Source organism: Rhizobium ecuadorense, assembly GCF_001187535.1.
GTDB lineage: Bacteria > Pseudomonadota > Alphaproteobacteria > Rhizobiales > Rhizobiaceae > Rhizobium > Rhizobium ecuadorense.
Genome location: NZ_LFIO01000436.1, coordinates 1 through 6,422 on the forward strand (window position 1 = coordinate 1; position 6,422 = coordinate 6,422).

Genomic DNA, 6,422 nt, shown 5'->3' on the forward strand with positions numbered 1-6,422 from the left:
CTGCGGCGACAAGGGCGACCTTGCTGACGCAGCGGACGGAACTCTTCGAGGATAATTTGCGCGGCAATCTCGCTCTTGCCAACCCGCATGCCAGCGAAGCGCGTCTGCGGGAAGCGCTCGCTGCCGCCGGTCTGCTTGCTGATGTCGAGGCCCTGCCGCGGGGGATCGATACGCCGCTTGGCGAAGGCGGGCTCGGCCTTTCCGGCGGCCAGTCGCGCCGGCTGGCGCTTGCCCGGCTCTTCCTGCGCGACACGCCGCTCTGGCTGCTCGATGAACCCACAGAGGGCCTCGACGGCGCCACGGCTCGCGATGTGCTCTGTCGCCTGTCGGCAATGGCTGACGGCCGCTCATTGGTCATCGCCACGCATATCCGCCGCGAGGCTGCCATCGCAGACCGTATCGCCGTCATCGAAGGCGGCCGCATCACAGAAGTTTCGCGCCGCGGAGAGGCGGCGTTCGAAAAGGCGCTCGACCGGCTTCGGCCGGATTGAGTCAGACCCGCATGCCCTCAGGCGCCGCCCGGCGCTTGGGAATGCTCCGTACCCCGTGGGACCGTGGGAGAAAGACAATGGAACTAGATATCGTTGCGCTATCGCGCTTTCAATTCGCGCTGACGGCGCTTTATCACTTCCTGTTCGTACCGCTGACGCTCGGCCTGTCCGTGCTGCTGGCGATCATGGAAACCGTCTATGTCATGACCGGCCGCCAGATCTGGCGGCAGATGACGAAATTCTGGGGCACGCTGTTCGGCATCAATTTCGTGATCGGCGTCGCCACCGGCATCGTCATGGAATTCCAGTTCGGCATGAACTGGAGCTATTACAGCTATTATGTCGGCGACATTTTCGGTGCACCGCTGGCGATCGAAGGCCTGATGGCCTTTTTCCTCGAGGCGACCTTCGTCGGCCTGTTCTTTTTCGGCTGGGACAAGCTGTCGAAAGTCGGCCATCTCGTCGCCACCTGGGCGGTGGCGCTCGGCTCGAATTTCTCCGCGCTCTGGATCCTCATCGCCAATGGCTGGATGCAGAACCCGGTCGGATCGGCGCTCAATCCGCAGACGATGCGCATGGAGATCACAAGCTTCTTCGACGTGGTCTTCAACCCGGTCGCCCAGGCGAAATTCGTCCATACGGTCTCGGCCGGCTATGTCTGCGCCTCGATCTTCGTGCTCGGCGTCTCGGCCTGGTATGTGCTGAAGGGCCGGCATGTCGAGCTTGCCAAGCGCTCGATGACGGTCGCGGCCTCCTTCGGCCTCGCTTCGGCGCTCTCGGTCGTCGTGCTCGGCGACGAGAGCGGCTATCTCGCCACTGAAAACCAGAAGATGAAGCTCGCCGCAATCGAGGGCATGTGGAAGACCGAGCCGGCGCCGGCCGCCTTCACCGCCTTCGGCTTTCCGGATCAGCAAGCGCGGGAGACGCATTTCGCCGTCCACATTCCCTGGGTCATGGGCCTGATCGGCACACGGTCGCTGACGACAGAGATTCCCGGCATCGACAAGCTCGAACAGCAGGCCGAGGTCCGCATCCGCGACGGCATCAAGGCTTACGACGCACTGATGCAGATCCGTGCGGCCCCGGCGCAGGATCAGGTGGCGCAGGAGGTGCGCAGCTCCTTCGAGGATCTCGGCCATGATCTCGGTTATGCCCTTCTGCTGAAGCGCTACGTCGACGATCCGCGCCAGGCGAGCGACGCGCAGATCGTCCAGGCAGCGCGCGATACGATCCCGCATGTGCCGACGCTCTTCTGGTCCTTCCGCATCATGGTCGGCCTCGGCATCTTCTTCATCCTCTTGACATCAACCTTCTTCTGGCTGTCGGCGCGCCGCCATCTCGACAAATATCCACTGCTTCTCAGGATCGCCGTGCTGGCGATCCCCCTGCCCTGGGTCGCGATCGAGCTTGGCTGGGTCGTCGCCGAGTTCGGCCGCCAGCCCTGGGTGATCGAAGGCGTTCTGCCGACGGCGGCGGCCGTCTCCAGCCTCGGCGCCGGCACTGTGTTGCTGACGATCATCGGTTTTGCAGCACTTTACACGGTGCTGATCGTCATCGAGATGAGGCTGATGATCAAGGCGATCCGCCAAGGGCCGGAGCCGGACGACGAGCCGGAAGCCGTGCTGATTTCCGAAACCCTCGTCCCGGCCGCGGAGTGAGCCGCCATGATCCTTCACGAACTCCTCGATTATGAAACCCTGCGTCTCATCTGGTGGCTGCTGCTCGGCGTTCTGCTGATCGCCTTTGCGGCGACAGGCGGCTTCGACCTCGGCGTCGGCACGCTTCTGCCCTTCGTCGCCAGGACCGATACGGAACGGCGCGTGGTGATCAACACGATCGGCGCCACCTGGGAGGGCAACCAAGTCTGGCTGATCCTTGGCGGCGGCGCCATCTTCGCCGCCTGGCCGCCGCTTTATGCGGTCTCGTTTTCGGGCTTCTACCTGGCGATGTTTGCGATCCTCTTCGCGCTCATCCTGCGCCCGGTCGGCTTCAAATATCGCTCGAAGCGCGACAGCGCCCGCTGGCGCAACGGCTGGGACTGGGCGCTCTTTATCGGCGGCTTCGTGCCGTCGCTGATCTTCGGCGTCGCCGTCGGCAATGTGCTGCAGGGCGTGCCCTTCCGCTTTGCCGAGGACATGCGGATCTTCTACGAAGGCTCGTTCTTTGCCCTGCTCAACCCCTTTGCGCTGCTCTGCGGCCTGCTTTCCCTCGCCATGCTGACGATGCACGGTGCAGCCTGGCTGGTGCTGAAGGCGAGCGGGCCGGTTGCGGAGCGGGCCAGAAGCTATGGCAGCATCGCCGCCCTTGCTACCATCGTGCTGTTTGCCCTCGGCGGTCTCTTCCTGTGGATCGGCGTCGGCGGCTACCGCATCACCAGCGATATCAGCCCGATCGGACCTTCGAATCCGCTGCTGAAAACGGTGGTGATCGAAAAGAGCGCCTGGCTTGCCAATTACGCCGCTCATTCGTGGATGATCGCCGCACCGGTTCTCGGCTTTGCCGGCGCGGCCCTGGCCTTTATCGTCATGCGGGCAAGGCGCGAGGTGATAACACTGATCTTCAGCACGGTCGCGATAACAGGTATCATCTCGACGGTCGGTCTCTCGATGTTCCCGTTCATCCTGCCCTCATCGCTCGATCCGCGATCGAGCCTGACGGTCTGGGACGCATCCTCCAGCCATATGACGCTGTTCATCATGCTGGTGGTGTCGGCGATTTTCCTGCCGATCATTTTTGCCTACACGGCCTGGGTCTACAAGGTTCTGTGGGGCAAGGTCGACGAGAAGTCCGTCACCGACAAGAACAGCCACGCCTACTGAGGGAGATGAAACGATGTGGTATTTCGCTTGGATCCTCGGCCTGCCGCTGGCCGCCGCCTTCGCCGTCCTCAACGCCATGTGGTATGAGCTGATGGACGATGCAGCCAGGAAGAAGGCGTCCGAAACGCTGAAGTAATTATGGAAAGGGCGCGGGTTCGAACCGCGCCCTTTCCAGAGCAATTCCAGCAAAAGTGCGAAGCGTTTTTGCGTCCGGAATTGCATGAAAACAAAGAGATAGAGCATTTCAATTGCATGAAAACAAAGAGATAGAGCATTTCCGGGATTCGGAAAAAAAAGCGGAAATGCTCTATTGCATCAGCCTTCCAGCCACTTCACCTGATCGGGCGTCAGCTTGATGTCGAGCGCCGAGAGGCTGTCTTCCAGTTCGGCGACGGTGCGCGGCCCGATCAGCGGAATGACCGGGAAGGGCTGGGCGATCACATAGGCGAGCGCGATGTGGATCGGATTGCGGCCGAGCTTGTTGGCCAGTTCGATGGCACGGTCACGGCGTCCGAAATTGCGTTCGGAATACCAGACCCGCACGATCTCCTCGTCATCGCGCTTGTCGCGGCCGGCGCGGTCGGTAAAGAAGCCGCGGCCCTGGCTCGACCAGGCAAAGTTCGGGATCTGCTTCTCGTTCAGCCACGTCTTCCAGCCGTCATCGGAGGCGGCAACGCAGCCGGCCCAGATCGGATCCAGCATCTCGGCAAGCGAGAAGTTGTTGGAGAGGGCGGCCGGTGCCGCCTTGCCGGTCCTTTCGGCATAGGCGATCGCTTCGTCGAAACGCGCCCGTGTCCAGTTCGAACCGCCGAAGATGCCGCGAATGCGTCCGCGTTTGACCTCGGCATCCATGGCATCGACGAACTCGCCGACGGGCACGTCGGTATTGTCGCGATGCATGAAATAGACATCGACATAGTCGGTCTTCAGCCGGGCGAGCGACTGGTCGAGCTGCTTGGCGATCATATCGGGATAGCAGAGCGGCGAATGCGCGCCCTTGCCGATCAGCACGATCTCCTCACGCGGCACCTTGCGGCTGGTGTGCCAGTCGCCGAAGATCGCCTCCGTCTTGCCGGCGCCATAGACAAAGGCCGTGTCGAAGGCGTTGCCGCCGGCCTCGTAGAAGGCGTCGAGCGTCAGCGAGGCGGCGGCGAAGTTCGGGAAGAATTCGAAGCCGAGCGTGACGACCGAGGCCGGCTTGGAGATACCGGGTATTTCACGGCGCGGAATGCTGTTGCCGCGCGTGACCGTGCCGCCGGCAATATTGGCCGTGCGCTTGGCGGCTTTCTCGACGCCATATTCTAGCCCGACCGAGGCGCGCCACTGGTCGAGCACGCGCAGGTTTGCGATCGAATCCGCCCAGCTCATGCCGGGAGAACTGAACTCGGTTCTGCCGGCGCGGATGGCATCGCCCACCGCATCGGCCTCGAAGGAATAGAGCCAGCGATCTTCCTTGACCTCGACCGTCTGCTGCTTCCCACCCTTGAAGATCTCGATCTTGCCGACACCGCCCTTGTGGCCGGAGGCGAACCAGAAGTCGGCGACCTCGATCCGGCCCTCGGAGCCGATGATGCGCAGCACGTTGTCCTGCTGCGCCATGATCGAGCAGGAGACTTCGGCGATGATCTCGTTCGGGAATTTGAGCACGGCCGACGCCCATTCATCGACGCCGCTTTCTCCGAGATGGGCGACACCAGAAACCTTTTCCGGTTCGAGGAAGGCTTTGCCTTCCGCAGCGCCGGCGATCAGCCGCGCCATCGAGACCGGGTAGCCGCCGACATCGAGAATGCCGCCGCCGGCAGTATCGTTGGCGAACAGCCGGTGTTCCGGCCTGTAGCTGCCCATATTGAAGCCGAAGCTCGAGCGGATGATGCGTGGTGTGCCGATGACGCCGCTCTTGATGAGCTCGACCAGCTTCTCCGTCTGCGGATGCACGCGGTACATGAAGGCCTCGCCGGCAAAGACGCCGGCCTTCTTGGCCTCGTAGTAAACGGCTTCGGCATCATAGGCCGAAAGCGCGATCGGCTTTTCCACCAGGATATGCTTGCCGGCGCGCGCGGCCTTGATCGCCCATTCGGCATGGCCGGTATGGGGCACGGAAATATAGACCGCATCGACCTCGGGATCGGAAAGCAGCGCTTCATAGCCATTGACGATGCGGGCGCCGGGGAAGTTTTCGGCAAGTCCCGGCTTGGAAGGATTGCGGGTGGCGATCGCCACCAGTTTGCCGGTGCGCGAATGGGCGACGCCGTCTGCAAAGGTGCGGGCGATGGTGCCGGGGCCGATGATGCCCCAGCGGATCGGTTGATCGGAAGTCATGGAAACCTCTTTCGTCTTTCTGCCTTGGGAGGGGTTTAGCGAAGCCGTTTGCCGGCGCCGTCGAAAAGGAATGTGTGGCGGGCGGGAAGGCCGACAGTCAGCGTCTCGCGATTGCCGGCGGTGCGCGATTCCGGCCGTTCGATGATCAGCTGCTCGCTGCCAAGGGCGGCATAGATGTAGCTGGTGTTGCCGAGATGCTCGGCGACGTCGATGGCGACGGTGAGATCGGCATCGCCCATACCGGCATCGACGAAATGTTCGGGACGGATGCCGAGCGTCACCTTCGTGCCGGCATCGATGGGCTCGGTGACGGGCAGCGGCAGGCGCATATTGGCGTCGCTTTCCAGCGCGATCACCACCCTGCCCGGCTGGGTCTCGACCACCACGGCTTTCAGGAAATTCATCTTCGGCGAGCCGACGAAGCCGGCGACGAACTGGTTGGCGGGGTCGTCGTAAAGGTCGAGCGGGGCGCCGATCTGTTCGATATTGCCGGCGCGCAGCACGACGATCCGGTCGGCGAGCGTCATCGCCTCCGTCTGGTCGTGGGTGACGTAGATCATCGTCGTGCCGAGCTGCTTGTGCAGCCTGGAGATTTCGACGCGCATCTGCACGCGGAGTTCGGCGTCGAGGTTCGACAAAGGCTCGTCGAACAGGAAGACCTCCGGTTCGCGGACGATGGCGCGGCCGATCGCGACGCGCTGGCGCTGGCCGCCGGAAAGCTGCTTCGGCCGCCGCTTCATCAGCTCGGTGATCTGCAGGATTTCGGCGACATGACGCACACGCCGCTCGGTAA

At 62.8% G+C, this 6,422-nt stretch carries 6 protein-coding genes; 4 read left to right on the forward strand and 2 right to left on the reverse strand.

The window, feature by feature from the left end:
* From AF337_RS11010 to cydX, 4 genes are all read left to right on the forward strand, one after another.
* Nucleotides 1-491 (forward strand): ATP-binding cassette domain-containing protein (locus AF337_RS11010; RefSeq protein ID WP_152970976.1); only part of this gene is annotated, 491 nt, incomplete at its 5' end.
* Between the two features lie 77 nt (nucleotides 492-568).
* Complete coding sequence (locus AF337_RS11015) at nucleotides 569-2,149, forward strand: cytochrome ubiquinol oxidase subunit I (protein WP_049732216.1); 1,581 nt, start codon at nucleotides 569-571, stop codon at nucleotides 2,147-2,149.
* Nucleotides 2,150-2,155: 6 nt separating this feature from the next.
* Nucleotides 2,156-3,310, forward strand: a complete 1,155-nt coding sequence (gene cydB / locus AF337_RS11020) for a cytochrome d ubiquinol oxidase subunit II (RefSeq protein WP_049732217.1) — start codon at nucleotides 2,156-2,158, stop codon at nucleotides 3,308-3,310.
* 13 nt (nucleotides 3,311-3,323) lie between these two features.
* Complete coding sequence (gene cydX / locus AF337_RS39295; RefSeq protein ID WP_063844316.1) at nucleotides 3,324-3,446, forward strand: cytochrome bd-I oxidase subunit CydX; 123 nt, start codon at nucleotides 3,324-3,326, stop codon at nucleotides 3,444-3,446.
* A gap of 179 nt (nucleotides 3,447-3,625) precedes the next feature.
* Here cydX and AF337_RS11025 read toward each other — a convergent pair whose 3' ends face one another.
* Nucleotides 3,626-5,629 (reverse strand): aldo/keto reductase, encoded by a 2,004-nt coding sequence (locus AF337_RS11025; RefSeq protein ID WP_049732218.1) that lies wholly within the window; start codon nucleotides 5,627-5,629, stop codon nucleotides 3,626-3,628.
* A 35-nt stretch (nucleotides 5,630-5,664) separates the two neighbouring features.
* A partial coding sequence (locus AF337_RS11030) for an ABC transporter ATP-binding protein (protein WP_049732219.1) occupies nucleotides 5,665-6,422 on the reverse strand: 758 nt, incomplete at its 5' end.